Source organism: uncultured Algibacter sp. (assembly GCF_947495925.1).
Taxonomy (GTDB): domain Bacteria; phylum Bacteroidota; class Bacteroidia; order Flavobacteriales; family Flavobacteriaceae; genus Algibacter_E.
Genome location: NZ_CANMAU010000001.1, coordinates 488,572 through 514,838, shown reverse-complemented (window position 1 = coordinate 514,838; position 26,267 = coordinate 488,572). Strand labels below are relative to the sequence as shown.

At 33.6% G+C, this 26,267-nt stretch carries 23 protein-coding genes; 10 read left to right on the top strand and 13 right to left on the bottom strand.

What is annotated here, in order from left to right:
* Nucleotides 1-80: 80 nt before the first annotated feature.
* From Q0857_RS02300 to Q0857_RS02290, 3 genes are read right to left on the bottom strand one after another with little or no spacing between them, the layout of a single operon-like run.
* Nucleotides 81-689: an FAD-dependent oxidoreductase gene (locus tag Q0857_RS02300; protein ID WP_298531545.1), complete on the bottom strand. Its 609-nt coding sequence runs from the start codon at nt 687-689 to the stop codon at nt 81-83.
* Nucleotides 689-892: a hypothetical protein gene (locus tag Q0857_RS02295; protein WP_298531543.1), complete on the bottom strand. Its 204-nt coding sequence runs from the start codon at nt 890-892 to the stop codon at nt 689-691. Before Q0857_RS02295 ends, Q0857_RS02300 begins: the two co-directional genes overlap by 1 nt.
* Nucleotides 893-913: 21 nt before the next feature.
* A complete protein-coding gene (locus Q0857_RS02290; RefSeq protein WP_298531541.1) occupies nt 914-1,501 on the bottom strand; it encodes a MarC family protein in 588 nt (195 codons plus the stop codon).
* Nucleotides 1,502-1,610: 109 nt separating this feature from the next.
* Between Q0857_RS02290 and Q0857_RS02285 the strand changes: the two genes are divergently transcribed.
* From Q0857_RS02285 to Q0857_RS02270, 4 genes are all read left to right on the top strand, one after another.
* A complete protein-coding gene (locus tag Q0857_RS02285) occupies nt 1,611-2,174 on the top strand; it encodes a DUF3109 family protein (protein ID WP_298531538.1) in 564 nt (187 codons plus the stop codon).
* Nucleotides 2,175-2,474: 300 nt separating this feature from the next.
* The gene (locus tag Q0857_RS02280; protein ID WP_298531536.1) at nt 2,475-3,455 is read left to right on the top strand and encodes a ribonucleotide-diphosphate reductase subunit beta; all 981 of its coding nucleotides are present in this window, start codon (nt 2,475-2,477) and stop codon (nt 3,453-3,455) included.
* 202 nt (nt 3,456-3,657) lie between these two features.
* Entirely contained in the window at nt 3,658-6,150 is a 2,493-nt protein-coding gene (locus Q0857_RS02275; RefSeq protein WP_298531533.1) for a ribonucleoside-diphosphate reductase subunit alpha, read from the top strand.
* 116 nt (nt 6,151-6,266) lie between these two features.
* The gene (locus Q0857_RS02270) at nt 6,267-6,791 is read left to right on the top strand and encodes an RDD family protein (protein ID WP_298531531.1); all 525 of its coding nucleotides are present in this window, start codon (nt 6,267-6,269) and stop codon (nt 6,789-6,791) included.
* A gap of 22 nt (nt 6,792-6,813) precedes the next feature.
* Here the strand turns inward: Q0857_RS02270 and Q0857_RS02265 are convergent, their stop codons facing one another.
* Nucleotides 6,814-7,533 carry a DUF6503 family protein gene (locus tag Q0857_RS02265; RefSeq protein ID WP_298531528.1) on the bottom strand — a complete coding sequence of 240 codons (720 nt, stop codon included), beginning with the start codon at nt 7,531-7,533 and terminating at the stop codon, nt 6,814-6,816.
* 126 nt (nt 7,534-7,659) lie between these two features.
* On the opposite strand from Q0857_RS02265, the gene Q0857_RS02260 reads away from it, so the two are divergent.
* The 3 genes from Q0857_RS02260 to Q0857_RS02250 are packed head-to-tail and all read left to right on the top strand — an operon-like array spanning nt 7,660 to nt 13,145.
* Nucleotides 7,660-10,011, top strand: a complete 2,352-nt coding sequence (locus tag Q0857_RS02260) for an ABC transporter substrate-binding protein (RefSeq protein ID WP_298531525.1) — start codon at nt 7,660-7,662, stop codon at nt 10,009-10,011.
* Entirely contained in the window at nt 10,011-10,730 is a 720-nt protein-coding gene (recO, locus tag Q0857_RS02255) for a DNA repair protein RecO (RefSeq protein WP_298531522.1), read from the top strand. Before Q0857_RS02260 ends, recO begins: the two co-directional genes overlap by 1 nt.
* A gap of 3 nt (nt 10,731-10,733) precedes the next feature.
* Nucleotides 10,734-13,145: a TonB-dependent siderophore receptor gene (locus Q0857_RS02250; protein WP_298531520.1), complete on the top strand. Its 2,412-nt coding sequence runs from the start codon at nt 10,734-10,736 to the stop codon at nt 13,143-13,145.
* Nucleotides 13,146-13,204: 59 nt separating this feature from the next.
* On the opposite strand, the gene Q0857_RS02245 is transcribed toward Q0857_RS02250, so the two are convergent.
* Nucleotides 13,205-16,942, bottom strand: a complete 3,738-nt coding sequence (locus tag Q0857_RS02245; RefSeq protein WP_298531517.1) for a T9SS type A sorting domain-containing protein — start codon at nt 16,940-16,942, stop codon at nt 13,205-13,207.
* Nucleotides 16,943-17,004: 62 nt separating this feature from the next.
* Between Q0857_RS02245 and Q0857_RS02240 the strand changes: the two genes are divergently transcribed.
* A complete protein-coding gene (locus Q0857_RS02240; RefSeq protein ID WP_298531515.1) occupies nt 17,005-17,478 on the top strand; it encodes a regulatory protein RecX in 474 nt (157 codons plus the stop codon).
* Nucleotides 17,479-17,547: 69 nt separating this feature from the next.
* Here Q0857_RS02240 and Q0857_RS02235 read toward each other — a convergent pair whose 3' ends face one another.
* From Q0857_RS02235 to Q0857_RS02220, 4 genes are all read right to left on the bottom strand, one after another.
* Nucleotides 17,548-18,039 (bottom strand): DUF6646 family protein, encoded by a 492-nt coding sequence (locus tag Q0857_RS02235; RefSeq protein WP_298531512.1) that lies wholly within the window; start codon nt 18,037-18,039, stop codon nt 17,548-17,550.
* Between the two features lie 62 nt (nt 18,040-18,101).
* Nucleotides 18,102-18,962, bottom strand: coding sequence for a cupin-like domain-containing protein (locus Q0857_RS02230; RefSeq protein WP_298531509.1), 861 nt, complete (start codon nt 18,960-18,962; stop codon nt 18,102-18,104).
* 168 nt (nt 18,963-19,130) lie between these two features.
* Nucleotides 19,131-20,225: a biotin synthase BioB gene (bioB, locus tag Q0857_RS02225; protein WP_298531506.1), complete on the bottom strand. Its 1,095-nt coding sequence runs from the start codon at nt 20,223-20,225 to the stop codon at nt 19,131-19,133.
* A 55-nt stretch (nt 20,226-20,280) separates the two neighbouring features.
* Nucleotides 20,281-21,438, bottom strand: coding sequence for a beta-ketoacyl synthase N-terminal-like domain-containing protein (locus Q0857_RS02220; RefSeq protein ID WP_298532159.1), 1,158 nt, complete (start codon nt 21,436-21,438; stop codon nt 20,281-20,283).
* A 121-nt stretch (nt 21,439-21,559) separates the two neighbouring features.
* Between Q0857_RS02220 and Q0857_RS02215 the strand changes: the two genes are divergently transcribed.
* Complete coding sequence (locus Q0857_RS02215) at nt 21,560-22,195, top strand: hypothetical protein (RefSeq protein ID WP_298531504.1); 636 nt, start codon at nt 21,560-21,562, stop codon at nt 22,193-22,195.
* 29 nt (nt 22,196-22,224) lie between these two features.
* Here the strand turns inward: Q0857_RS02215 and bioA are convergent, their stop codons facing one another.
* From bioA to Q0857_RS02195, 4 genes are read right to left on the bottom strand one after another with little or no spacing between them, the layout of a single operon-like run.
* Nucleotides 22,225-23,490: an adenosylmethionine--8-amino-7-oxononanoate transaminase gene (bioA, locus tag Q0857_RS02210; RefSeq protein WP_298531501.1), complete on the bottom strand. Its 1,266-nt coding sequence runs from the start codon at nt 23,488-23,490 to the stop codon at nt 22,225-22,227.
* Entirely contained in the window at nt 23,487-24,095 is a 609-nt protein-coding gene (bioD, locus tag Q0857_RS02205) for a dethiobiotin synthase (protein WP_298531498.1), read from the bottom strand. Before bioD ends, bioA begins: the two co-directional genes overlap by 4 nt.
* Nucleotides 24,095-24,472: a DUF2007 domain-containing protein gene (locus tag Q0857_RS02200; protein WP_298531495.1), complete on the bottom strand. Its 378-nt coding sequence runs from the start codon at nt 24,470-24,472 to the stop codon at nt 24,095-24,097. Before Q0857_RS02200 ends, bioD begins: the two co-directional genes overlap by 1 nt.
* A gap of 10 nt (nt 24,473-24,482) precedes the next feature.
* Nucleotides 24,483-25,631 carry a pyridoxal phosphate-dependent aminotransferase family protein gene (locus tag Q0857_RS02195; protein ID WP_298531493.1) on the bottom strand — a complete coding sequence of 383 codons (1,149 nt, stop codon included), beginning with the start codon at nt 25,629-25,631 and terminating at the stop codon, nt 24,483-24,485.
* 111 nt (nt 25,632-25,742) lie between these two features.
* Between Q0857_RS02195 and Q0857_RS02190 the strand changes: the two genes are divergently transcribed.
* Complete coding sequence (locus Q0857_RS02190) at nt 25,743-26,267, top strand: DUF2975 domain-containing protein (RefSeq protein WP_298531491.1); 525 nt, start codon at nt 25,743-25,745, stop codon at nt 26,265-26,267.

Sequence of the window (26,267 nt, the reverse complement as noted above, 5' to 3'; positions counted from 1 at the left end):
CTAGATTATTATGCTGTAATATTTATAATTTGAGTTTAGCTGTAGGCGCAGCTTCTAAAGTAATGTTTATTTAAGCGCAATTAAATATTAATTTTATCATGTACTTTAACATGTTTTCCATTATTCCATAGCGTTAAAATATCAGTGGCTACATGTGATCCGCTTCCTGCAGCCATAGCAAATTGACTGCGCCACCCCGCTAATGTTCCTGCCACATATAGGTTTTCTTCAATAAGATGATCTGTGTTTTTTAACCAAATGCGGTTCTTTTCTATAGCTGCTTTTGGATGCGGCTCTACATATTTGTCCAAACCTTTAATGGTCATAAGGTTCGTGTAGCCCACAGTAATTACCACCAATTTAGAGTGGTGTGTGTTCTTGTTTGTTCTAATAATAAAAGCACCATTAGATTTAGATATTTCAAGAACTTTTTCTTTTTCTATTTGTTCAACATGCGGGTATAAATTGATAAGTTGGGTTTTGCCACTTTCCAATATGGAAGCGCCTGTGGTTTCTGGTGCTAAACCCAAAACATTATTAAATAAAGCAGTCTGCAGGTGAGATGTTTTTTGGTGCATGATAATACCTATGGATTTATTTGCTGCAAAAGCTTTATTTTTTGCAGATCCCAAAACTAAAGCGCATGACATACCTGCTGCGCCACCACCAATTATTAAAGAATCAAACATTATTTACGTTCTTTTACTTTTCTCTCAATACGTTTTGAGACTAAAAGAATTATCATTAATAAGATGGCACAGAGAGAGGCTAAAACCGTTATAAGTCCAACAGTACTGTCTCCTTCTAATGGTGCGCTTAAATTAATTTTTGTGGCATTATAAATACCTAATGCCGCAGAAATAAGAATTATAAAATAAATGAAGTATTTCATTGGAGTTGAATTTTTGCAAATTTAAGCAATATCAAATAAAGCTTTTATGTTATGCGCAAATAGCTTGACCGCAATCGCTAATAAAATAACACCAAAAACTTTACGGATTATGTTAATACCATTAGCTCCTAAAAAGCGTTCAATTTTTGCCGAGGTTTTAAGTACAATATAAATGATGATTACGTTCATTATAACAGCAATAATGATATTTTCTATGCTAAACTCTGCTCTTAAAGAAAGCAAGGTGGTTAAACTACCAGGACCTGCTATTAATGGAAAGGCTAAAGGAAAAACCGCAGTGGTCATAGAAGCGTTTTCATCTTGTTTATAAAGTGTTATGCCTAAAATCATTTCTAAGGCAATAAAAAACAAAATAAATGCGCCAGCAACAGCAAAAGAATTTACATCAATGCCAATAAGGTTTAAGATACTATTTCCTAAAAACAAAAAGACGATCAAAATGACTCCAGCAATAATAGAAGCCTTTTCACTTTGAATGTGGCCTGCTTTTTTTCTTAAATCAATAACAATAGGAATGTTTCCAACAATATCAATTACGGCAAACAAAACCATGAATGCGGTAAATATTTCTTTAAAATTGAACTGCATAACTTTGTGTTTTTAAATTTTCCGCAAAAATATACCTTTATTGCTTAATTATCTTAAAAAATTATATCAAAGTTTATCTATTTTTGCAACTGTTAAAAAAAATAATTTTATGTTCCAATTAGGGAAGACTATTGTTTCAGAAGAGATTATTGAAAAGGACTTTTTGTGCAATTTAAGTGCTTGTAAAGGGGCTTGCTGTATTGATGGCGATGCAGGAGCACCTCTTGATGCAGACGAAGCTGAAATTTTAAAAGATATTTATCCTAAAGTAAAACCTTTTTTGCGTCAAGAAGGTATTGATGCTATTGAGTCTCAAGGAACTTATATTAAAACAGAAGATGATGACTTAGAAACGCCTCTTATAGGTGGAGCCGATTGTGCTTATGTGATTTTTGATGAAAAAAACGTGGCGCTTTGCGCTATTGAAGAAGCTTACAATCAAGGTGAAGTCTCTTGGAAGAAACCGGTGTCTTGTCATTTATATCCTATTAGAGTTCAGGATTACACTGAGTTTTCTGCAGTTAATTACCATAAATGGCAAATTTGCGATGACGCTTGCCAGTTAGGAGAAGAATTGGGCGTTCCTATTTATAAATTTGTAAAAGAGGCCTTAATAAGAAAATTTGGTGAAGATTGGTATATGGAATTGGAAAAGGTTGCAGAAACTTTTTAACACTAAAAATTCACCTATAAAAATTGCTTAAAAAGCCTTGTGGGTAAAGGCTTTATAACGTTAAAACTTGATTTTTTTTTGTAAACTTTTTGAATTTTAAAAAAACATAAAATGCTTAAAATCAATATTTTAACTTATTTTTTTTGTAAACTTCCTGATTTATAGTGTTTTTATTGTTTGTTAAAAACTTGTTGAAAAGGTTTCTTCTTTTTTTTGAAAATGTATCAATCATTTTACAATCTTTGTTAACCCGAAGTTGAAACAAAATTTTCGTTTAATTTTTAAATAAATCAATTTACAATGTCTCAAGCAATAGAACCCATTCTTCAAGAAAACAAAGATCGTTTTGTTATTTTTCCAATTCAACATCATGATATTTGGGAATGGTATAAAAAATCTGAGGCAAGTTTTTGGACAGCAGAAGAAATTGATTTGCATCAAGATCTTACAGATTGGTCTACGAAGCTAAATGATGATGAACGATATTTTATAAAACATATTTTAGCGTTTTTTGCTGCCAGTGATGGTATAGTAAATGAAAATTTAGCTGAAAATTTTGTAAACGAAGTACAGTACAGTGAGGCGAAATTTTTCTATGGGTTCCAAATTATGATGGAGAATATCCACAGTGAAACCTATTCACTTTTAATTGATACTTACGTTAAAGACGAAAAAGAAAAAGATTTGTTGTTTAATGCGATCGAAAATTTCCCTGCCATCAAGAAAAAGGCAGATTGGGCATTAAAATGGATTGAGTCTCCAAGCTTTGCAGAACGGTTAATTGCCTTTGCTGCTGTAGAAGGTATTTTCTTTTCTGGGGCATTTTGTTCTATTTTCTGGTTAAAGAAAAGAGGCCTAATGCCAGGATTAACATTCTCAAATGAATTGATTTCTAGAGATGAAGGTGTACATGCCGACTTTGCAGTGCACTTACATGAAAAGCATTTAGTAAATAAAGTTCCAAAATCGCGAATAAGAGAAATTTTAATTGATGCTTTAAATATTGAACGTGAATTTATAACAGAATCATTGCCAGCTAGTTTGATTGGAATGAACGCTGTTTTAATGGCACAATATTTAGAGTTCGTAACTGATAGATTGTTGAGTGAATTAGGTTGTGAAAAAGAGTACAATACAGCTAATCCATTTGATTTTATGGATATGATTTCTTTACAAGGAAAAACAAATTTCTTTGAAAAACGTGTGTCAGAATATCAAAAAGCAGGAGTGCTTAATAAAGAAGAAGAGGAAGATAAATTTAGTTTTGACGCCGATTTTTAGTCAAAAAACTCTTTTCATATTCAAAGATGTTTTGAATTAAAGATTAAAATGATATTCCCTAGACGGGAAATTAACAAAATACCATTTATTGAATTAATTAAACCAACTGAATTTGGTCTCCCCTCATAGAGATCAGTATTTAGAATAACTAACTAACCCATTTTCTGAAGGTGTATCAGGAAATTATAAAAAGTGTAAAAGTATGTATGTAGTAAAAAGAAACGGCAGAAAAGAGCAAGTTATGTTCGATAAAATTACTGCTAGAGTAAGAAAATTATGTTACGGATTAAATGAATTAGTGGATCCATTAAAAGTAGCTATGCGCGTTATAGAAGGGCTTTATGACGGTGTAACTACGAGTGAACTTGATAATCTTGCTGCTGAAGTTGCTGCTACAATGACTACTGCTCACCCTGATTATGCGCGTTTAGCTGCTCGTATTTCTGTTTCAAACTTACATAAAAACACTAAAAAGACTTTTAGTGATGTGATGGAAGATTTGCATAAATATGTAAATCCAAGAACAGGTAAAGACGCACCATTACTTTCAGACGAAGTATATAAAGTTATTATGGATAATAAGGATCGTTTAGATTCTACCATAATTTACAACCGCGATTTTGGATATGACTTTTTTGGTTTTAAAACATTAGAACGTTCGTACCTTTTAAAATTAAATGGAAAAATTGCCGAACGTCCACAGCACATGCTTATGCGTGTTTCAATAGGGATCCATTTAGATGATTTGGATGCAGCTATTGAAACTTATGAGCTAATGTCAAAAAAATATTTTACACACGCTACACCAACTTTATTCAATTCAGGTACACCAAAACCTCAAATGTCGTCATGTTTTCTTTTAACAATGAAAGAAGATAGTATTGATGGGATTTATGATACATTAAAACAAACCGCTAAAATTTCTCAATCTGCCGGCGGAATTGGTTTAGCTATGCATAATGTAAGAGCAACGGGTAGTTATATTGCTGGAACAAACGGAACGAGTAATGGTATAGTACCTATGCTACGTGTGTTTAATGATACAGCCAGATATGTTGATCAAGGTGGAGGTAAACGAAAAGGAAGTTTTGCTATTTATTTAGAAACTTGGCATGCTGATATTTTTGATTTCTTAGACTTGAAGAAAAACCATGGTAAAGAAGAAATGCGTGCGCGCGATTTATTTTATGCGATGTGGATTTCAGATTTATTTATGAAACGAGTTCAGGAAAATGGAGATTGGACTCTTATGTGTCCTAATGAATGCCCTGGGCTACCAGAAACACATAGTGAAGAGTTTGAAGCTTTATATTTAAAATACGAAGCAGAAGGTAAAGGGCGTAAAACTATAAAAGCACGCGAACTTTGGGAGAAAATTTTAGAATCTCAAATTGAAACAGGTACGCCTTACATGCTTTATAAAGATGCTGCTAACCGTAAGTCTAACCAGAAAAACTTAGGAACTATTCGTTCTTCAAATTTATGTACAGAGATTATGGAGTATACTTCTCCAGATGAGGTCGCTGTATGTAACTTGGCTTCTATTGCATTGCCAATGTTCATTAAAAATGGAGCGTTTGATCATAAAGAATTATTTAGAATTACAAAACGTGTAACTAAAAATTTAAATAGAGTCATTGATAGAAATTACTACCCGGTAGTTGAAGCTGAAAACTCAAATATGCGTCATAGACCAATTGGTTTAGGGGTGCAAGGATTAGCAGATACCTTTATTCAATTACGTTTACCTTTTACAAGCGATGAGGCTAAAAAACTAAATCAAGATATATTTGAAACACTTTATTATGCTGCCGTTACAGCAAGTATGGAAGAAGCTAAAAAAGATGGCCCGTATCAAACATATGAAGGGTCGCCAATAAGTAAAGGTGATTTCCAACATAATCTTTGGAATATTAACGATGATGAGTTAAGCGGAAATTGGGATTGGGAAAAGCTGCGTAAACAAGTACTTAAAAATGGAGTTCGAAATTCGTTATTAGTAGCTCCAATGCCAACGGCATCTACATCTCAGATTCTTGGAAACAATGAGTGTTTCGAACCATATACTTCTAATATTTATACACGTCGTGTACTATCTGGAGAGTTTATTGTAGTGAATAAGCACTTGCTTGAAGATCTTGTTGAATTAGGACTTTGGAATGAAGGCTTAAAACAAGAAATAATGAGAGCGAATGGTTCTGTTCAGCATATTGATATTATTCCTCAAGATATTAAAGACCTTTATAAAACGGTTTGGGAATTAAGTATGAAAGATATTATTGATATGTCTCGTCAAAGAGGATACTTTATTGACCAATCACAATCACTTAATTTATTCTTAGAAGGAGCTACTATGGCTAAGCTAACTTCAATGCATTTTTATGCTTGGAAAAGTGGCTTAAAAACAGGGATGTATTACTTACGTACAAAGAGCGCTGTTGATGCCATTAAATTTACGCTTCAAACAACCAAGAAAGAAGAACCTGTTGCAGAAGCTGTAGAGATTGTTCAGGTAGATACTGCAGTAACAAAACAAGAAGAATCAAAGAAAAAGAAATTAGCTGCTCAAAACGCTGCTAAATTTGCAAAGAAAAATGAACCAGAAGTAGAGCCAATGACGGCCGAGGAAATGAAAGCACTCATAGCCCAAGCTAAGGAAGCTGAAGGTGATGACTGTTTAATGTGTGGATCATAATAAGGTTTTGATTTATTGGGCGAGTTCCCTCGAAAGGGGGAACCCCAAATTTTTAGAAAGCACCTCAATTGAGGTGCTTTTTTACTTATATTAGCTTTGTTAATTTATGCTAGATTATGCCAAATTCTTTCAACGTTACTCCAGATTTATATGCTACCAAAGGAAATCGATTCACCAATTATATAGTTGATATTATTTTTATAGTCGTTATTTTTTTAGTATTTGTATTTGTTTCCAGTTATTTTTATTATTCATATGCAGAAGATACTACAGCGGTAGATGCATATTTAAATGAAGAAGAAACGATTAGTCCTTTATTAGATAGACTGATCACAAGTGTTGCACTTGCTTTGATATATTTTGCACTTGAATTTTTTACTAGAGGCAGAAGTATTGGTAAATTCATAACAAAAACGAGAGTTGTATTAGCAGATGGATCTAAACCAACAGCTTTAGATTATTTAAAGCGAAGTTTTTCGAGAATAATTCCCTTTGAAGCATTCTCTTTTCTTGGGGCCGAAGGTAGAGGATGGCATGATACTATTTCTAAAACTTACGTTGTAGATATTACCAGATTTGAAGCCAAAATTAGAGCTCAAAACGAATTAGATCAAATAGGAATTGTTCAGGAAGATATTTAAGATATAAAGTAGTTTGTGATTCCTAATTTAAAATATCAGTGCCTAAATATTTGTCATCTGCGTTATAATACCAAGCTCTTATTTTGGGCATTTTAATATTATTTATAATAGCCTCTTCAGAGAGCATTATATATTCTCCGCTTTCTGGTTTTACTTTGCCGTCTTCATTAGTTTTAAAGAATTGATAAACCTTCATGGCATATGTTTCAGGGTTGAAATAGAAGTGCCAAACATCCTTTCCTACCTTTGTGTCATAATTTACTTTAAAGGCTAAATATTTTTTTCCTTTGAAAGTTTTGTGCTCAACCTTTTCACTGATAATGGTTCCCGGATCATTTAATTTCATAGGTAAACCATAAAGGTAGGTGTAATAGTCTTTATAGAGTTTAGTCATTTCACAATGAGAACGTTTTGGTTTTTCTTTCTGTTTTGAAATCCGTATAGAGTCGTTTTTTGAAATAATACATTTTCCTTTGTCAAGGGTATACGTTACAGAGACAGAATCACGTTTAGTGACCAATTTGAAGTATTCTTTTGGTAAATTGATTTCGATCTTGCTTTCTTGGTTCGACTTATTTGGTATTTGCATGGTTACAAGAAATTTACTGCTAAAAGTATTCCAAGCACCTTCTGGGTCATGATAAGCGATAGATTTATTTAATAATTCTTGAGCACTTATGTCTTGGCTAAAATGTTTTGAATGGATTGCGAGAATAAAAACTAAGATGATATACTTTTTCATAACCAGTAAATTGATTTCTAAGATAATATTTTTGGACATTGAAATTAAAATGATACACTACAAAATATATTATTTTAAAGTAAAACTCGTTAGTTATAAATATATTTGAATAATCAAAAGCATCCTATGTTTAAAAGATTTATTGTATTACTAATTTGCCTATTCCCTTTATTGCATTTTTCTCAAGATTTCTCGGCATCGTGGAAAGGTCATTTTTCATATAATAATATTAAGGATGTTAGTCAAGGTAATGGAAAAATATATGCTAGTGCAGATAATTCTATTTTTATTCTTGATACTCAAACGAATGAAATTGAAGAGTTAACAGCAGTTAATGGGTTGTCAGGGGAAGCCATATCCTCTATTTTTTATAGCGATATATATGAATTACTGGTTATAGGTTATGAAAATGGGCTCATTGAAATTGTTTTTGATAATGATAATAAGGTTTTGGCTTTCGTAGATATTTTAGATAAACCTACTATATCGCCTACAAGTAAAAGAATTAATCACTTTAATGCCGACCAAAATGTTGTTTATATATCAACAAATTATGGTATTACTGTTTTACACTTAGAACGGTTAGAGTTTGGAGATACTTATTTTATTGGTAACGGAGGAGCTCAGATCCCGGTCACTCAAACGGCTATTTATAAAGATTTTATTTATGCATCTACCATAGACAATAACGGACTCAAAAAAGCCGATATTTCTAGACCAGATTTAATTGATTTTAAAAATTGGGAAACTATTAGTTCAGGTAATTGGAATGGGGTTGAGGCCCATTTAGATAGGCTCTATGCAACAAACTTTAATAGAATAATATATGAAGTTGAAAATGGTTCTGTTAAAGAGTTATTTACATACGCCACTATCCCACTTGATTTAAGGTCCGTTGATCAAAATTTAGTAGTTACCACTGAAAATGATGTATCTATTTATGATATTAACTTTAATCTTATATCAAATATCACGGCAAATGAGGATTATAAAACAAAGTTTAATGTTGCAACAATCAATAAGGAGAACTCATATATAGGAACAGAATTATTTGGTCTGTTAAAAACAGAGGTTAGTAATGTTTTAACTTTTCAAGAAATTCATCCAGATGGACCGCTATTAAATACTCCTTTTTCGTTAGAGTCTTTACCAAATGGAGTATGGGTGTCGTTCGGTGATTATTCAAATAGATATAACCCTTCTCCCGTAAAAAGAAGTGGTGTTAGCCACTTAAGAAGTAATAGATGGAAAAATATTCCTTATGATAGTTTGTTTGGTTCTAGAAATTTGAATACTATATCTATTAATCCTTATAATAATGAACAGGTGTTTATTAATTCTTTTTTAGATGGAATATTGGAAATTGTTGACGATCAGCCTGTAATAAGGTACGATCAGACAAATAGCGGTTTAGAATCTATAGAGATGCCAGGAGATCCAGATTTTACTAGTTTAAGGTTGTCTGGATCAGCTTTTGATGAAAATGGAGTGTTATGGACGACCACATGTTTAATCGCAAAACCTCTGAAGTCTTTTGATTTAGCTTCAAATAGTTGGAGAAGTTATGATTTTTCAAGTTTGATATCTGATCCTATAAATCAAAACTTGGGATTTTCAGATTTAATTGTTGATGAAGTAAATCAAGTTAAGTGGATAGGTAGTTTTAATTTTGGTTTAATTGGGTTTATTGAGAATAATGGAAGACCTTTAATAAAGAGTATTAGTAGTGAAGATGAGAACTTTCCATTTTATACAGTAACGGCTTTAGCCTCAGACAAAAGAAATCAATTGTGGATTGGAACAACATTAGGACTGAGAGTACTATACAATACATCCAATTTTTTTGAAGATGAAAATATTAGGGTTGATGAGATTATAATTGAAGAAGATGGAATTGCTAAGGAACTCTTATTTCAACAAAACATAACGGATATTAAGGTGGATGGTTCAAATAATAAATGGATAGGAACTTCTGATTCAGGGTTGTTCTATTTTTCTCCAGATGGACAGAAAACTATTTTTCATTTTACTAAAGATAACTCTCCTTTACCTACAAATAGTATTAGGGATTTGTCAATTGACGAGGTAAATGGGATTATTTATATAGCCACAGAGAAAGGGTTACTATCTTTTAAATCCGGAAGTTCTGGACCAGTTGAAAGCTTGGATAAAGCTTTCGTATATCCAAACCCGGTAAGACCTGAGTTTAATGTATTTGATAAAAAGGTAAAAATTAAAGATATTTCAGAAAATGTTAATATTAAAATTACCGATATAGAAGGGAATTTAGTGGCTGAAGCACAATCCAAAACGAATCCGCGCTATGGTGGTTATAATTTAGAAATTGATGGTGGTACAGCTTATTGGAACGGAAGAAACTTGGGGAATAATATGGTGGCATCTGGAGTTTATCTTATTATGCTTTCTGATTTAGATACGTTTGAGACTAAAGTAATCAAACTAATGGTGGTGAGATAATGCTAATAACTACAAATGGTATAGTACTCTCAAAGTTAAAATATAGAGATCATGATTTAATTATTAATTGTTATACAGAAGAAAAAGGAGTTCTTAGTTTTCTGTTACGTGGAGTTTTAAAAAGTAGAAAAGGACATGCTAGGGCTGCTCATTTTCAGCCATTAACGCAATTACAAATCACTACAAATTATAAAAAAAACAAGTCTTTACAATCCATAAAAGAGGTTAAACTCAATACGGTATATCTAAGTCTTCATTCCCATATTCTCAAAAGTTCCATTGTTATGTTTTTGTCCGAGGTGCTAAGCAGCACTTTAAGAGAAGAAGAAAAAAATGAATTGCTTTATAGTTATCTCGAAAACACATTACTCTGGTTAGACTCTCAATCAGATTATTCAAATTTTCACTTGCTGTTTCTTTTAAAATTGACTAAATATCTTGGGTTTTATCCAGATGAGGAGCATATAGATTACCCTATTTTTAATTTGAGTGAAGGGGTGTTTGAATTGAAACCAACGAGTAAATATTACATTTCAGGCGAAAATTTATTAATATTAAAACAGCTATTAGGCACAACATTTGATGCACTTCCTAGTATTAGAATCAATTCAAAACAAAGACGGCAATTTTTAAATATGTTTTTGCTTTATTTTGAATTACATTTGGGGAGTTTTAAACCTCCCAAGTCTTTACAGGTATTTAATCAAGTTTTTAGCTAAAACATGAAGTTGCTTAATTTTATTTTCTTCTTATTACTTGTTTCAGTATCTATTCAGGCGCAAAATATAAAAGTTCTTAATAGCATTACAAAAGAACCCATTTTTGGTGTTGCTATTTACAATTTGGATAAGTCTAAAAGTGAAGTCTCAAATTTTAGAGGAGAGGTTGAATTGAGTCAGTTTTTAGATGATGAAGTAATTTATTTTAAGCATTTATCGCATGTGCTAAAAAAATTAACCAAGCAAGAAATTATTCAATCCAATAAGGTCTATTTAGTATCAAATACACAAGGATTAAAGGAAATTGTGATTTCCGCCTCCAAGTTTGAACAAAGTGAAAAGGATATTCCTCAAAAAATTTTAAGTCTTGATGCTGAAAGTATTGAATTTATAAACCCTCCAACGAGTGCAGATTTATTAGAGAATACAGGGCTTGTCTATGTGCAAAAAAGTCAATTAGGAGGAGGTAGCCCTATGATTAGAGGATTTGCCACTAATAGATTATTAATAACCGTTGATGGTGTTAGGATGAATAACGCCATATTTAGAGGAGGTAATTTACAAAATATTATTTCTATCGATCCTTTTTCAATTCAGAAAACTGAAGTAACATTAGGTTCGGGATCGGTAATTTATGGTAGTGATGCTATTGGCGGAGTTATGAGTTTTTATAGCCATACACCCAAGTTGTCCTATTCAGATTCGTTGGAATTTCACGCCAATGCTTTGATACGATATGGATCTGCAAGCGAAGAGAAAACTGGGCATTTCGATTTTAATATGGGTTTAAAAACATGGGGATTTAATACCAGTGTAAGTTATGCGAGTTTTGGCGATTTAAAAATGGGAACGCATGGACCCGACGATTATCTGCGTTCAAAATTTGTTTTGGTAAAAGATGATGGAGATATTATTGTGAATAATGATATCCCTGAAATTCAAAAATTCACAGGATATAATCAGTTAAATGTGACGCAAAAGGTGAGATATGAGCCTTTTGTAGGGTTAAGTTTTGATTTGGGGTTGCATTATGCTAGCACCTCAGATATTCCACGTTACGATCGTTTAATTAGATACGATGGAGGCAATTTGCGATCGGCAGAATGGAACTATGGCCCGCAAAATTGGTTTATGTCTAATTTACAGGTGACAAAGTTAAGCAGTCATTCAAATCTCTACGATAAAATTAAAACCACCATAGCTTATCAAAATTTTCAAGAAAGTAGAACAGATAGGAATTTTCAATCTATTTTTAGAAATATAAGAGAAGAAACAGTAAATGTTTTTTCTTTCAATTTAGATTTAGAAAAAACGATTAGTCCAAAAATGCAGTTGTTTTATGGGGCGGAATATCTTTTCAATAAAGTGAAGTCAGAAGGTAAAGAAGTGAATATTTCTAGCTTGGAAGAATTGAAAACAGTATCTCGTTATCCAAATGGATCTAATTGGCAATCTGCTGCTTTGTATACCAGTATAAAATATAAACCTAATACCAAATTTGTGTTACAATCAGGACTTAGGTATAATTATGTGGCTTCGAAAGCTGATTTTGAAGAAAATAATGTGTTTTTAAGTTTGCCGTTTAGTGCTGCAGAGAATGAATCAGATGCCCTTACTGGGACTGCTGGAATTAGCTGGTCTCCTAGCTCGTTAATGCAATGGCGATTAAATGTTTCATCTGCTTTTAGAGCTCCAAATATTGATGACATTGGTAAAGTGTTTGACTCAGAACCTGGATCGGTAGTGGTGCCTAATAATGATTTAAAATCGGAATATGCCTATGGAGGTGAGTTTGGTTTAAAATTAAATTTTAATGATATGTTTGTATTGGATATGAGCACATACTATACGTACTTGGATAATGCCTTAGTGCGAAGAGATTACACTTTAAATGGTGAGACTGACATAATATATGATGGTGAATTAAGTAATGTGCAGGCTATACAAAATGCCTCAAAAGCTTGGATTTATGGTTTTGAGGTTGGTATGAAAGTAAAATTGACTAAACAACTTGATTTAACATCGCAATATAGTATAGCGAGGGGCAGCGAAACTATGGGGGATATTGAAGTCCCTGTGAGGCATGTTGCACCTCAGTTTGGAAACTCTCATTTGCTTTGGACAAATGGGAGGTTGAAACTTGATATATTTGCAAATTATAACGGGGAACTGTCTAATAATCAATTAGCTCCGTCTGAACTTGAGAAAGATTATATTTATGCAAAAGATCTGAATGGAAACCCTTATAGTCCATCTTGGTACACTATTAATTTTAGAACGCAGTATCAATTAACATCGTCAGCTACAATTAGCGCAGGTTTAGAAAATATGACAGATCAACGTTATCGAACATATTCATCAGGCATTGCGGCCGCTGGAAGGAATTTTATCTTTACTTTAAAGTATAGTCTCTAAATATAAAAAGCCCTATGGTTTATATATCATAGGGCTTTTTTAGTTATTAAATGTTCGTCTTAATTCTTAATTATCTTTCTTGTAATAACAGCACCATTTGAAAGTTGAACTTTTACAACATAAGCTGCATTACTTAGGTTTGCTAGTTCATAAATTTCGGAGCTAGTGTTGCCATTTAAATCATACAGTTGTCTACCTAAAAGATCATAGATAGTTACTGTTTTAATCGTTAGATTTTCAGAAGTACTAAATTGTATTTTATCGTTCTTTAAGTCAATAATTCTAAGAGAGTTATTCTCTAAACTATTATTGCTAATAGATAATGCATTTGCGTTAAATACAATCTCAAAACGATCATTAAACTCTCCTGCCTCAGATGTAAATGTATAGTCAGATTCGCCTAAATCATGTATTGCACTTAATAAATTATCCTTAAGATAGATGCTGTTACTATTTAAGAACTCACCTTCAAAGTGATCAATAGATAATGTATAAGTTGTAGTCGCCTCAATAGTAGTACTTAACCCTAGCTTAATAACCTCATTTTCATTAATACGATTCATATTTTTACCTTGAATCACATACTTAGTGTCATCGTTATCTATACTGCTGTATAATGCGGCAGCATAATCAGGCGTTAATAATTTGGGAGCATCATAAGACATGCCATCAAATGCATCAGTAGCATTTTCCACATAGCCCACTAATATTTGATTAAATACGCCATTATCAGAGGTTAAATTTACCCAAAGTTTGTTTTCCAAAGGATTACTAGCACTAACTTTAGATTTTTTAGTAGAAGAGCCTTTAAAGAATTGCCCATTACTAGATGCGTCCGTTGAACGCATGGCATTAGTAAACGTGGCTGAATGCCCCGAAGGGCTAGTAAGACTATTTATAGCTGGGATAAAGAACCCTTGACCTGAGGCTACATAACCATTTGGCGCAACGCCACTACCTCCCGCTGTTCCTCCTGTACCAATAGTAAATACAGCGTAGTCGTCTAGATTTAAATTTTCAGCATTATTACCTGGGTTGCCAGAATCTGGTGGAGATGCTTGAGACCAAAAGTAAGCTACTCCCTCTAACACAGAATTATTAGCTAAATGGAATGCCACAAAATCAATAGCAGATGGGTAAGGGTTTCCTATAAAATTCCAACGCATATTAGGATTTCCAGCCCCATAGGTAATAGGTACGGTGATGTCTCCGGTATTAAATGCACCAGTAAATGAAATATTATCTGCTCTAGGGTATGATCCCGAACTTGAACGTTCTCCTGCTACAGCAAAGCCTATTCCTGGTGTCATTGTATCACCAGCTCCAGCAATTTCCCAATCATTACCATCATCATCAATATCATCACCATCGGTATCTACAAAATTAGCGGCATTAAAGCTATAGCTCCAATCAAATAGTACATTAGGGAAGACATTGCCAATCGTTTCTCCAACTACAGGAGAACCCCAATACGTATAGTAATACCATTCTGTTTTAACTGGAGTCGTTTTGTTTAAAGTAGCTGTTCCTGTAAACGTTCCTGCTGAAGCACCAACACCATTTTGAACAAAATTCCCACCAGTTTCAACCGTTAAGGTTCCATTTACAACAACATCATTTTCAATAAAAACAAAGGTGTTATCAGAAACGGTTAATGATCCTGTTGTTGGGTTAATGGTTAAACTACAGCCATTAAAGCTACCATTTGTTCCCGTTATATAACTAGTTGCAATAACAACATCGGTACTTGCATCAGGCGTTCCTCCAAACCAAGCGCCTCCACTCCATGTTACAGTTCCTCCTGCACAAATTCCTGGAATTGTACAAGTAAAGAAAACACCAATAGGTAGCCCTAAAGTTTGTCGTACCCCATTGCTTCCCGACCAGTTTGCGTTATCTGCTGTAGCCGCCAGTATTAATGATTGGTCTGCTAAAACAGAGTAATTATAAATAACGTTATCTTGAGAAAGAGCAATTGCATTTGCACCATCAGTTAAACCAGCAGGTACCGCACTTGAACTACTTCCAGTAGCATCTGTCCAGCCCGTAGGAGTGGCAAAATGAAATCCAAAAAGAAATTGAGGAGATTCTGTAGTACTTTGAAAGGCAATAATTTGATCGCCACCAGCACCAAGTGCAAAGTTAGTTTCAGATTCTACAGCAACTCCATCTGCAAGGGGAGATACCGACCATGTATCGCTACCAGTATCTGTAATTATAATTTCCGTACCACAACTCAGGTCTCTAGATGCTGTCCATGTTAGGAAGCCTTCTCCAATTGTATTTCCATTAGCATTGCTGAAACTAAAATTTCTAAAATTCCCGGCGGCAATCCATCCACAATCTGTAAAGTTGATTTGAGTACCACTCACGATATCTTCTAATAAAACAAAAGAAAATTCGTCAGGATCATCTGCATTAGCTCCAGTAATGGCAACATCACCTGCAGAAAGGACAGTAGCGTTACAAGTAAATGAACCACTAGGAATTCCTAAAGTTTGACGTATACTATTATCTCCAGTCCATTCACCAGGAGTTGTTATTGCCCCTAAGATTAATGACGAATTTCCTGTAACATTATACTTATAAACAAAATTATCTCTATTTCTAGCAAAGGCATTTACACCATCGGTTAATCCTGCTGGCACCGCACTAGAACTACCACCTGTAGCGTCAGTCCAACCATTACCATTACCATAATGAGTCCCAAATAAAAATGTAGGGGATCCTATGGTGCCTTGAAAAGCAATTACTTGATCTGCACCTCCAAGAGCAAATCCATCTTGTATTTCAACAGCTGTTCCAAGTGAGGCTGTATATACATTTGAACCAGCAAAGGTTTCACCAATAATAATTTCTTCACCACAATTTACATCCCCCGGAGCTATCCATTTCAAAAATCCTTCTCCAATTTGATTCCCATTAGTATTGTTAAAAGCAAAGTTTCTAAAATTCCCGGCAGATTGCCAACCACAATCTGTAAAGTTAATTTCAGTACCACTAACAACGTCTGTCAACAATACAAACGAAAATTCGTCAGGATCATCTGAATTAACACCAGTTATAGCAACATCACCTGCTCCAAGAATAGTGGTAGCATCACAAGTAAAAGAAAGACCACTTGGAAGTCCTAAGGTTTGAAAGACAGAATTACTACCAAGCCAATTACCAGAATCAGCCAAAGCAGCCAAGATTGATGGAGCGTTTCCTGTAACATTATATCTATAAACAATATTATCTCTATTTCTAAAAACGGCGTTTACTCCATCTGTAAGTCCAGATGGGACAGCACTAAATCTAGTATTTGTAGCATCTGTCCAACCTGTATTAGTTGCAAAATGTACTCCAAAAATGAACGTAGGAGCTACAGTGGTCCCTTGAAAGGCAAATAGCTGGTCTCCGTTTCTTAACAGATCAAATCCAAGATCTAATACTGCAACCGTACCTATTGATGCGGTATAAGTGTTAGCACCTGTCTCTTCTATAATGATTTCTGTTCCACAATCTAAAGCACTAGGAGCTGTCCAAGTAATAGCACCTTCGCCTATAGTGCCAGTGCCTATATTTAAGTTTCTAAAAGCACCAGAAGATGTCCAACCACAATCTGTAAAATGAATTTCAGTGCCACTGTCTATATCCGTTAACAAAATAAAAGAGAATTCGTCAGTTGTATCAGAAGGTGTTTGTGTTTCTGCGTTTATACCTGTAATAGCAATATCGCCTGCACTAAGAATGGTCTGCCCAAACCCAAAACTAAAGGTTAAAAGTAAGAGTAATAATAAAGTAGTTTTTTTCATTACAGTAAATTTATGAGGGAAATTATATGCCGTAAAGTTAATCTTTTTATTTTAGACATCAAATGATGAACAAAAAAACCTACACTGTACAAGAGGCCACTAAAAAAATGGAACATTATTGTGCTTATCAAGAGCGGTGCCATCAAGAGGTACGCCAAAAACTTGAAGCTATGTCCATGATACCCGAGGCTATAGATATGATTATGGTACATCTTTTAGAGCATAATTATCTTAATGAAGCTCGTTTTGCTGAAACATTTGTACGTGGTAAGTTTAGAATAAAGCATTGGGGGCGCCAACGTTTAAGAATAGAATTAAAGAAAAGAGATATTTCTAATATCAACATCAATCATGCGCTTGCGGAAATTGACGACGCCCAATATTTGGTGGTGTTTTCTGAACTGGCTCAAAAAAAAGCGCATAGTTTAAAAGAATCTAATGTATTTAAAAGGCGTAAAAAATTCATTGATTATTTTTTATATCGTGGTTGGGAGTCGCATTTCGTCTATGAAAAAGCTTATGAGCTGATTAAATAATGAATTCGTTAATTAATAAAAAAGGGTAAAACATTTGTTTTACCCTTTTTTATTAGACTTTTTTGGTTCTTATAAGTTGAAAGAAGCACCAATATTAGCCGTGAATTGATTATGAATTTTTTCTGCAGGCGTGAGTGTTCCTGTATCATATTTAGCTAAAGGCACATTAAGTTCCGTATAAACACCAAACCCACTGCTAAAAAAGTAGCGCATACCTAAATGTCCACCAAAGTTTTTTAAACTTAAGTTTAAACCTGGGTAAATGTCAAAGTTTTCATCAATATTAATAACATTTCCTAAGTTGGCATTAAAACGAGCTTTTATATCTATACGGTCCTTAAAATCGGCGTCAATATTTTCATTTACCCCTAATGCATAAGCGCCTGAAAGTCCTATTGACATATTTTCTCCTACACCGTAATCATAAGAAAGATTGATACCCGTTGCGTTGTTTTGCAGATTAACACCAACTTGAAATTTATTGTCGTTAGCACCAATAAATGCTTGAGAATTAACAAATGTAACGCATAAAACTGCGATTATAAAAAGTGACTTTTTCATGATTTGAGATTTTAGTTTGAGCGTGTAAAGATATTATAACTTAAAAGAAATCAAACTAAAAACTACAAGTGTTTATGAGTTCTTATAATGGCCTGATCATTTTTCCAATCAATCCACTTTTGCCCTTTAATTCGGCGCATTACATTATCATAATTGCGCATAATAAAAACGTTGTAAACAGCTTTACTAAAGTTTTTGGGATTTCTGGCTATAGCCCGCAGGCTTAAAGAAAAACCTGGCGTAACATACCGCATATAATGCCAATACCCTTCGGGCATATATAATACTTCTCCATGATTTAGTTCTGTTTTAAAGCCTTTAGCTTTTTTGAGCATGGGCCATTTTTTAAAATCAGGATTTTTAAAGTCTATATCTTCTCTAGTAATTAATGAATGCGGAATTTTATATAAATACTGGTTTTGGTCTTGATCGAACAAAATAACCTCTTTTTTTCCTTCAAAATGGAAATGAAAAATATTAGCCAAATCTATATCATAGTGCATGAAGGTATGGGAATCTTGTCCACCAAAAAATAACATTGGAATCCCTTTCATAAGTCGTAATCCGAAATCTGGGAAGCTAAAATCTTTTTGAAGCGTAGGTATTTCCTTTAAAGCATTCCATAAAAAAATTCGGAATTTAGTAGGTTCTCTTTTAAGCAAATCAATATAAGCGCTAAGCTTCATTTTAGCATGTGGTTCATTAAACCCATCTTTATAATCTACAGGTCTATCATCATAGAGCTGTACAGTAATATCCCCGCCAATGCTTTTTATATAATCAAGGCTCCATTTGGTATAAGCAGGCCAATCTTCAATAGCGTGCTCAATAACAACTGGTTTTTGTGGTTTAAAATAATGGTTTAAAAAATCCGCTTTAGTAATGGTTTTTACTCGAGGAACTTCCTTAAGATTTAATGCCAAAGTTTAGTTTGTTTTGTATAACAAAGTTAAGAAAAAGGGACTTAATTTAAAATACTTATTTGCCTGTTAACCTGCAAGTCGGGTATAGGTTAGAAATTCTCAATCACACATTTATGTTTGATTTATCCTATAATCAATAACGCAAAACACATATTCAAAAAAATAAAGTTATTTAAGCACTTTAGCTTTCGTTTTTGCAGCCTCGTTTCTTTCAATAGTATGTTCTGGTCTTGTCCATTTAGGTTTTTCACCAAGTGCTTCAAGCTGCGAATCTTGAGCTTCCACCGTTTGCGGTTGTACTTTTTTAGTAAATGGCTTTTGAGGTTTCATTCCGAGTAAGGTAAACATTTCCATATCTTCGTTTACATCAGGATTAGGAGTGGTTAATAACTTATCTCCAGCAAAAATAGAATTTGCCCCTGCAAAGAAACACATAGCTTGACCTTCTCGAGTCATTTGCGTTCTACCAGCGCTTAAACGTACCTGAGTTTCTGGCATAACTATTCTTGTAGTAGCAACCATACGCACCATATCCCAAATGGATACAGGTTTTTGGTCCTCAAGAGGGGTGCCTTCAACAGCAACTAAGGCGTTAATAGGGGTTGATTCTGGTTGCGGATTTAATGTAGAGAGCGCTACAAGCATTCCTGCTCGGTCTTCTATATTTTCTCCCATACCAATAATACCACCGCTACAAACAGTTACATTGGTTTTACGCACATTATCAATAGTATCTAAACGGTCTTGATAACCACGAGTAGAGATTACTTCTTTATAATATTCTTCAGAAGAATCTAAATTGTGATTGTAAGCATATAAACCTGCTTCTGCTAAACGTTTTGCTTGGTTTTCAGTTACCATACCTAGTGTACAGCAAACTTCCATGTCTAATTTATTAATAGTGCGTACCATTTCAAGCACTTGATCAAACTCTTGACCATCTTTAACATTTCGCCATGCAGCACCCATGCAAACACGAGAGCTTCCTGTTGATTTTGCCCGTAAAGCTTGTGCTTTAACTTGCTGTACAGACATTAAATCATTCCCTTCAATATCTGTATGGTAACGAGCCGCTTGCGGGCAATATCCGCAATCTTCAGAACATCCACCTGTTTTAATAGATAATAGAGTACTTACTTGAACCACATTAGGGTCATGATTAACTCTATGCACTGTAGCTGCTTCGTAAAGCAATTCCATAAATGGTTTGTTATATATCTCTAGAATTTCTTCTTTAGTCCAGTTGTGTCTAGTCTCGCTCATAAAGCCTTCATGTTAATTAACGATTCAAAAATACTAATAATATTGCGATATGTTTTTAGTTTTTACTTAATAAAATACTAACTGCATTTCCACCGAAGCCAACCGCATTAACAAGAATATGTTTTAAGGTTTGCGGTGTGTTTTGTTCTTCTATATAAGGGATACCAATGAATTTTTGATGCTGTAGCATTAAAACAGCTAATTCAATGTTTAGAGCTCCGGAGGCTCCAAAGGTGTGACCTATCTTCCATTTGTTGGTGGTTAAAGCAGGTGTTTTGTTACAAAATATTTTTTCTATGGCCTTAAATTCTGACAAATCTCCTTTTACTGTGCCCGGAGCATGCATGACGATAGCGTCTACTTTATCTGGATCTAACGACCCTAGAGCCATTTTCATTGATTTTTGAAAGCATTTAGCATCGCTAGAAATAGAAATATTATGCTTCAGTATTTCAGTAGCATAACCAAATCCAGTAATTATAGCAAGTGCATTTTTTTTAACACCGCTTTCTAAACAGGCCATAGATGCACCTTCTCCTAAAACCATACTGTTTTTGGTTTTATTGAAGTCTAAAGCACGACAAGGAAAATCATTTTGTTTTTGAGCGTATATTTTTAAGGCTTGCATTTGGGCAATTGTAAAAGGCGTAAGAGGTGCTTCGCTACCTCCAACCAAAAATTTATTACACATGCCTGAATTTATCCATGCAATGCCGTTTAACATGGCATGTAAAGCTGTGGAACAGGTTATAGAATGACTAATTTCTGGACCTTGAGTTTGCAAATCATGAGCTACCCATGATGAAATATTACCTAGTGTTGTGGTTGGGGAACTTAGAGTTTCTGCTTTATTGTTTTTTAGAAATGAATCATAGTAGGTTTCAAAAAGGGCAGTCGCACCTCTTGAAGATCCAATATTAATTCCGAAATTATCAGAACCATTCCAATTTGCGTCTTTTATGGCTTGTCTTGAAGCATAAATAGCATATAAAACGGAGTTATCTAGTGATTTATATTTACTATCAGACTGTTTTAATGTCTGAATATCTTTTTTTGCATTTTCAGGAATTTCAGCAACAACAATGGATTTGCCTATAACTTCTCTAGTTGTTAGGCAATGGTTGTTGTTTTGGTAAGTTTCCCAGGTTTCTTCAATTGTTTTTCCCAATGGAGAAACAGATGAAATAGCAGTAATGGAAATAGGTTGTTGCAAGGCCATTTATTTTTCACAAAAATAAGAGTTAAAGGTTTCTATTTTGGTAAACATCAATAAATTATTTTTAGATGTAACATTAGTCTAATTTTGTAGACCTATTTGGTGTAAATTAAGTAAAATGAAAAAGGTAAGTGCCTATAAATATGTTGATGAGGCTATTTCTGCTTTAGATAATGGAGGTAGATTTTATAATGTTTTAACGAAGGCTAATGATGGCATTATTTCTCAGGCCGAATTAGGAAAAGTTGGAGGCGTATTCTCAGATAAGCAGAAAATGATTTTATTTTTAGAAATGGCTATGTTTAATTTGAACGATAGTCAGAAAAAGATGGTGTTTTCTAAATTGGAGAGTAAATTACAGAATACTTACAAGAAATTTAGACCATCTAAAATGTTGCCATTTGAGGCAAATAATAGGGCTAAATTAACTGAAAGTGCTATTATTACAGGGGTTGCTAAATGGATAACCTCCAAAACAGATTTTAATGGTTTTATAATGATTCCGATAGTTGCTGGAAAAGTCACCACATTTACTATGGTTCCTTTAATTGATGCGTATGATGTTTATGAAATGAGAGATCATTCAACTTCAGAAGTATTCTTAATAGCGCACGCAAGAAGTAAAGAAAAACTTCCTGAAGCTAAAATTCAAGTAGCAGGTATTTTTAAAGAATTGAAAACAAGTAAGGATGAGGACTTCGATTCTAAACTATTTCTAGAAGCACTTTATTATTCGGACATTTCTAAAAGTTAATTTTTTTATGATGAAATGTTTACTTAGAATTAAATGATGTCCAAAGCATCTTCAATGATTCTGTAAACTTTATTTAGCTGTTTTTTAGTGATAACATAAGGCACCTGAATGTAAATGGTATTCCCTAGCGGACGTAAAAAGACGCCATTATCCATAAAAAACTTTAAAAGTTTATCTCGTAAATCACCATAACGATCCATTTTAGTGTTTAGGTCTAGGGCAAATATCACCCCCAGAAATCTAGCTGTTTTTACTTTAGGGTGGTTTTTAATTATGTTTTTAAAAGCTTTATGTGATTGCTCAATCCTCTTAATGCTCTTTTGAATGTCTTCTGAAGTTAATAATTCTATACCCGCAATGGCAGCAGCACAAGCTACAGGATTTGCAGAATAGGTATGGCAATGAAAAAAGCCTTTGCTAATATCATCACTTAAAAAACCATCATAAATGTCTTGAGTACAGGATGTAATGGCCATTGGCAATAATCCGGCGGTTAATGCTTTGCTCAAACAGATAATATCTGGTTTGGTTTCTATATAATCTGAAGCGAAATAGTTGCCTGTTTTACCAAAACCAGTCATGACTTCATCGGCGATAGTGAGAATATTTTGAGATTTGAAGTATTCTAAAATTAAGTTTAATCCTACGGCATCATGAATTTTCATACCTGCGGCACCTTGTATTAAAGGTTCATAAATAAAACCTGCCATTTTAAATTCTGACGTGTATTGTTTTAGCAGATTTAAAATTTCTGTTTGATTTGTGCCATCTGGAGTTGGAATGCGTTTTACTTCAATAAGAAAATCTTCAAAAGGACCGTTGTAAACAGACAATCCTGAAACTCCCATGGCTCCAAAAGTGTCGCCATGAAACCCGTTTTCAAAAGCTATAAATGTTGAACGCTTTTCACCTTTATTAAAATAAAATTGCAGAGCCATTTTAATAGCAGCTTCTACGGCTGTAGAACCGTTGTCATTAAAATAGATTTTATTCTGATTATTAGGTAATATTTTTATGAGCTCTTCAGACAGTTTAACAGCAGGTTCATGTGTAAAATCACTAAACATAACATGATCTAGCTGTTGCATTTGGTTTGAAACTCGACTAGTAATATAGTCGTTGCAATGGCCATACATGCAAGTATACCAAGATGCAATGGCATCTATGTATTCATTACCATCTTCATCCATTAAAATACATCCTTTGGCTTTTACAATAGCTAAACTTTCAGGGTTTAACTGGTGTTGTTTTAGCGGATGCCAAAGGTGTTTTTTATCGCGGTCTTTTAATGTCATAATTTATCTTTAAACAATGCGGCATATTCTCTAACTACATTGGAATCAAAGTAGGGTTCTTCGTCAATTCTACCAATTACAGGAACTTGCGTCATTTTAATTATAATGTCTTCCGTTGACTTATGTTCATTTCCGCTGAAAATAATAGCGACCTCAAACCCATTATTTTTTAACAAGTTTACCGTTAAAAGTGTGTGGTTGATGCTCCCTAAGTAATGTCTAGAAATTACAATCACTTTATAACTGGGTTTAACTAAGTCAAAAACAGTGTTTTTGTTATTTAGCGGGACCAGTAGTCCTCCTGCACCTTCAATCACTAAATGGTTATCTGTTTTTGGAGGCTTAATAGTGTTGAGATCAATTTCAATATTATCAATAGCTGCAGCTCCATGCGGACTCATTGGTGTGTTTAGCGCATAAGCATTAAGGTGAAATTTGGATTTGGAGTTTGAAACTAAACGTTTAACTGTTTTGGTATCGCAATTATCTAACTCGCCAGCTTGTACAGGTTTCCAATAATCGGCTTGTAAAGCTTCTGTAATTATAGCTGAGGCTACTGTTTTTCCAACATCGGTTGATATGCCCGTTACAAAATAGGTGCTCATTAAAAAATAGTTTGGCAATTATTACACATGTGCTTTGACTTTTCGAAAAAAGGGAATAGCATATAAAAAATATTTTTTCTATCAGGAGGAGCCATTAATATTTTAGTGGATTGGCATTTCGGGCAGTGGATGTCATTGCCATTTTCATCTTTACGATAGCGTCTTATATTATTGTAGATTTCGGTAGCTATTTCTAAATCCTTTTTATGAACTAATAACTTAACACCACCAATAGCTTGACTTAATAAAGGGTCTGTGTCAATGGTTTTTTCATCGGCCAACATGGTTTTAATCCCTTCTGAGTCTAGTTTTGCTTTTGTGATTTGTGCCTCGCTAGAATATTCAAATATTGCCAACACAGTAAAATGATCATTCATCCATTTAAATTTACGCAACAAAGGTAGCCAACAAGCTTAAGACTTCCGAAATTTCTTTTTTAGTATTGTAGGCATGAAGGCAGAAGCGTAAACGTTCTTGACCTTCTGGTATGGTTGGCGATAATATAGGCTTAACGTTAAAGCCTGAATTTTGCAATGTTTTAGAGATAGATTTTACATGATCATTTCCTGGAATAACACAACAATGAATAGCGGAATTACTATGAATAAAAATGGATTTTAGGGTGTTGTTTTTAATCTCAGTTTTGAAATGTTTAATGTTTTCATGCAGCAGCTTTTGTGAATTTGATGTTATTAACTCGTTATATGAAGCATGAATAGTAGCTAAGCTATGCGGAGGTAATGCCGTTGTGTAAATGAAACTACGTGAAAAATTTATTAGGTATTGTTTTAAGGAATCATTGCATAAAATAGCAGCGCCATGGCAACCCATGGCTTTTCCATAAGTTATAATACGGGCAAAAGTTTTAATATTAGATTCTTGAATAAGACCTATTCCATGTTCTCCAAAAACACCAATGGTGTGAGCTTCATCAACAATTAATAGGGCTTTGTATGCCGTGCATAGTTTGGATAGTTTACCTAAGTTGGGAGTGTCTCCATCCATTGAAAATACAGATTCGGTAACCACATAAACGGTTTGTGTAGGTTCTGAAATTAATTCAGAATAACGAATAAGTAATTGTTCTAAGGATTCTAAATTATTATGCTTAAACTTGTAGGATTTAGCATGATTCATGCCCATTCCGTCTCGAATAGAGGCATGTATATGTTCATCATATAAAATGATATCGCCACGTAAAGGTACACTTGAAAAGAAGCCTATATTGGCATCATAACCTGAGTTGTAAATTAAAGCGGCTTCACTGCCATGAAAATTGGTGATCATATCTTCAACTATAGAATAAGTACGATGATTTCCTGAGAGTAATCTAGACCCTGTAGATCCATTTTCAATGATGTTATGTTTAATCAAAAATTGATGGCTGTTTTTAAAAATGGTTTTATGCTTTGAAAACCCTAAGTAATCGTTAGATGAGAAATCAACCAAATCAGTTTTGGCACGAAGTTGCCTCAATGCGTTATTCGCTTTGCGAGCTTCTATTTTTTTTTGAAGTTGTTTAGGGAGGTTTTTCATCTAAAAGCAAATATAAATAATGCTTAGGTTTTTTATCAATTTAATATTTTTAATAAAAAATTATTGTTTTTCGATAATTTAATATATATTTGTTATCGTTAAACAATAATCATGAAAGATAACACCAAAATTTTAGCCATAATAACATATGTTCTTTTAGTAGCATCGGCAAGTATACTGCTTAATGACATAAGAGAGTTTGATTTTAATCAGTTTAAAGCATTTCAAAACTGGACTAGTACAGTAAATAAAAATGAAAGTTGGTTTAGGTCTGAAAACGCGATTAAGTGGAGTTACTATGCCATTAGCGTTGGACTCTTTTTTCTGCGAGGTTACTTAATTTATGGCTTTGCTCATTTTTTACCCATTTTAAAAGAAGTTGAGTTAGGTCATTATTTTAGTGATAAGAATATTAAAAATTTTAAAAAAATTGGTAATGTGTTTATCACTTATACGATCAATATACTAGTGCTTAGGTATTTCCTCTCGGCACTTAATGCAGATTCTTTTCACTTTTTAAATGAACTAAAAATAGAGTTTACTTTTCTAATTCCAGCAGGTTTGGCTTTCTATATTCTAGCTGAGATTTTTAAACGTGCTAAGGAAACTGAAGAAGAAAATAAATTAACCATATAG

What these genes read in the sequence shown, in the direction of transcription:
- Q0857_RS02245 (WP_298531517.1), bottom strand. Translation starts at nt 16,942, where the DNA reads ATGAAAAAAACTACTTTATTATTACTCTTACTTTTAACCTTTAGTTTT.
- Q0857_RS02215 (WP_298531504.1), top strand. Translation starts at nt 21,560, where the DNA reads ATGAAAAAGGTAAGTGCCTATAAATATGTTGATGAGGCTATTTCTGCT.
- Q0857_RS02280 (WP_298531536.1), top strand. Translation starts at nt 2,475, where the DNA reads ATGTCTCAAGCAATAGAACCCATTCTTCAAGAAAACAAAGATCGTTTT.
- Q0857_RS02270 (WP_298531531.1), top strand. Translation starts at nt 6,267, where the DNA reads ATGCCAAATTCTTTCAACGTTACTCCAGATTTATATGCTACCAAAGGA.
- Q0857_RS02195 (WP_298531493.1), bottom strand. Translation starts at nt 25,631, where the DNA reads ATGAAAAACCTCCCTAAACAACTTCAAAAAAAAATAGAAGCTCGCAAA.
- Q0857_RS02190 (WP_298531491.1), top strand. Translation starts at nt 25,743, where the DNA reads ATGAAAGATAACACCAAAATTTTAGCCATAATAACATATGTTCTTTTA.
- bioA (WP_298531501.1), bottom strand. Translation starts at nt 23,490, where the DNA reads ATGACATTAAAAGACCGCGATAAAAAACACCTTTGGCATCCGCTAAAA.
- Q0857_RS02290 (WP_298531541.1), bottom strand. Translation starts at nt 1,501, where the DNA reads ATGCAGTTCAATTTTAAAGAAATATTTACCGCATTCATGGTTTTGTTT.
- Q0857_RS02260 (WP_298531525.1), top strand. Translation starts at nt 7,660, where the DNA reads ATGTTTAAAAGATTTATTGTATTACTAATTTGCCTATTCCCTTTATTG.
- bioD (WP_298531498.1), bottom strand. Translation starts at nt 24,095, where the DNA reads ATGAGCACCTATTTTGTAACGGGCATATCAACCGATGTTGGAAAAACA.
- Q0857_RS02200 (WP_298531495.1), bottom strand. Translation starts at nt 24,472, where the DNA reads ATGAATGATCATTTTACTGTGTTGGCAATATTTGAATATTCTAGCGAG.
- Q0857_RS02275 (WP_298531533.1), top strand. Translation starts at nt 3,658, where the DNA reads ATGTATGTAGTAAAAAGAAACGGCAGAAAAGAGCAAGTTATGTTCGAT.
- recO (WP_298531522.1), top strand. Translation starts at nt 10,011, where the DNA reads ATGCTAATAACTACAAATGGTATAGTACTCTCAAAGTTAAAATATAGA.
- Q0857_RS02235 (WP_298531512.1), bottom strand. Translation starts at nt 18,039, where the DNA reads ATGAAAAAGTCACTTTTTATAATCGCAGTTTTATGCGTTACATTTGTT.
- Q0857_RS02265 (WP_298531528.1), bottom strand. Translation starts at nt 7,533, where the DNA reads ATGAAAAAGTATATCATCTTAGTTTTTATTCTCGCAATCCATTCAAAA.
- Q0857_RS02240 (WP_298531515.1), top strand. Translation starts at nt 17,005, where the DNA reads ATGATGAACAAAAAAACCTACACTGTACAAGAGGCCACTAAAAAAATG.
- Q0857_RS02295 (WP_298531543.1), bottom strand. Translation starts at nt 892, where the DNA reads ATGAAATACTTCATTTATTTTATAATTCTTATTTCTGCGGCATTAGGT.
- Q0857_RS02300 (WP_298531545.1), bottom strand. Translation starts at nt 689, where the DNA reads ATGTTTGATTCTTTAATAATTGGTGGTGGCGCAGCAGGTATGTCATGC.
- Q0857_RS02250 (WP_298531520.1), top strand. Translation starts at nt 10,734, where the DNA reads ATGAAGTTGCTTAATTTTATTTTCTTCTTATTACTTGTTTCAGTATCT.
- bioB (WP_298531506.1), bottom strand. Translation starts at nt 20,225, where the DNA reads ATGAGCGAGACTAGACACAACTGGACTAAAGAAGAAATTCTAGAGATA.
- Q0857_RS02285 (WP_298531538.1), top strand. Translation starts at nt 1,611, where the DNA reads ATGTTCCAATTAGGGAAGACTATTGTTTCAGAAGAGATTATTGAAAAG.